Origin of the sequence: Yersinia sp. Marseille-Q3913, from assembly GCF_963892745.1 — a bacterium.
Taxonomy (GTDB): domain Bacteria; phylum Pseudomonadota; class Gammaproteobacteria; order Enterobacterales; family Enterobacteriaceae; genus Yersinia; species Yersinia bercovieri.
Map to the genome: position 1 here is coordinate 1 of NZ_CAWQAF010000072.1, position 1249 is coordinate 1249.

The window sequence follows — 1249 nt, forward strand, 5'->3', positions numbered from 1 at the left end:
TTTTCAAGCAGATTTGTATAAGAGACAGACCTTACCGATAAGGCTCATAAACCCTTTTTTGATCTCGATAAAGCTGCCTACTGAAACATTTTTTAAAACCTTCCCTTGGTAGAATAGGTCACTCAGGTTCTTATTCTTATCCACAAGGATCGTAACCATTCTGCCAGAAACTTCGCACACTTCTCCGACACGTAAAATAGACTCTTCGTCGACAAAATTAGTATTCATCATTAACCACGTAGATAGTTCGTAATAATGTGATTGAGGTTGCAAAATTCCAGCGTTCCCCCAGGAAGATACACTATTTCCACATTGGAGAAATCCCTGAACTTATCTACAAACATATCCAGCGCGGATTCATTATAAGCAAAAATAAGAATTTTAAGCGTCGCATTGCGCAAGGCTTTCTTCGTCAGAAGTTCAATATGCTCATCCGCGAACGAAAAACCGAATACAATAAGGACGGTGCCTTCTTTATCGAGCTCGTTAGAGTATGTGCGTAATAAATCATAGTATACGTTCTCGAGAAGAGTCTCTTTAAATTTTTCTTTTCTCGGCAAAATTATAGCATGCTTATTTACCCAATTTTTAGTATGAATCGGTCCTTTGAATTTTAGAGGTGGTAAATCCTGTAGAGAATATATTATATTATCTCCTTCTTTTTTCCATGAAAGAGAACCGTGCAGTTTTATGAGGTTTACCGTGGGTAATTCAACGCTATAGTTATACAAATTCCCGGTGGCGTGTATACTTCGGTAGAAACTTCCGGCATCAAAAGAATACTGATTAAAAATATTCACTCGACGACTAAACCCATCATTAACCTCAATATTATGATTTTTTGTTGCAGCATCCTCAATAAAAAGGTCATAATTAGTAGTGAATATATTAACCCGGCGGGGCAGCAACCCCGTCCTTCGTCGGGTAAGAATTTTTTCTATTGAAGACAAAAAATCTGCATAATATTTTTCCGTCTTTTTAGTGTTAGAAACTTTATCCTCTGGATAAAGTTTCGATTCATACTCTCTTCCGATCAAAATATTATTAGCCACCCACACTGATTTAAGAAATGCAGATGCTTCCTCGAAATATTCTTTTTCTTTTTCACTGTTAATTAATTTTTGTAATTCTTTTTCAATATTAGCAAGCACATTTATAGCGGGCAGCGAGGCACCTGATCCAATAAGAAAATTGATATTTGCAGACTGAAATACGCGCTCAAAGTATTCCTGATCCCTATCGTTACCGT

General features: G+C 36.7%; 1 protein-coding gene. It reads right to left on the reverse strand.

The window, feature by feature from the left end; translation table 11 throughout:
- Nucleotides 1–230 precede the first annotated feature (230 nt).
- Nucleotides 231–1249 (reverse strand): SIR2 family protein (locus tag AACW11_RS18145; RefSeq protein WP_212587047.1); only part of this gene is annotated, 1019 nt, incomplete at its 5' end.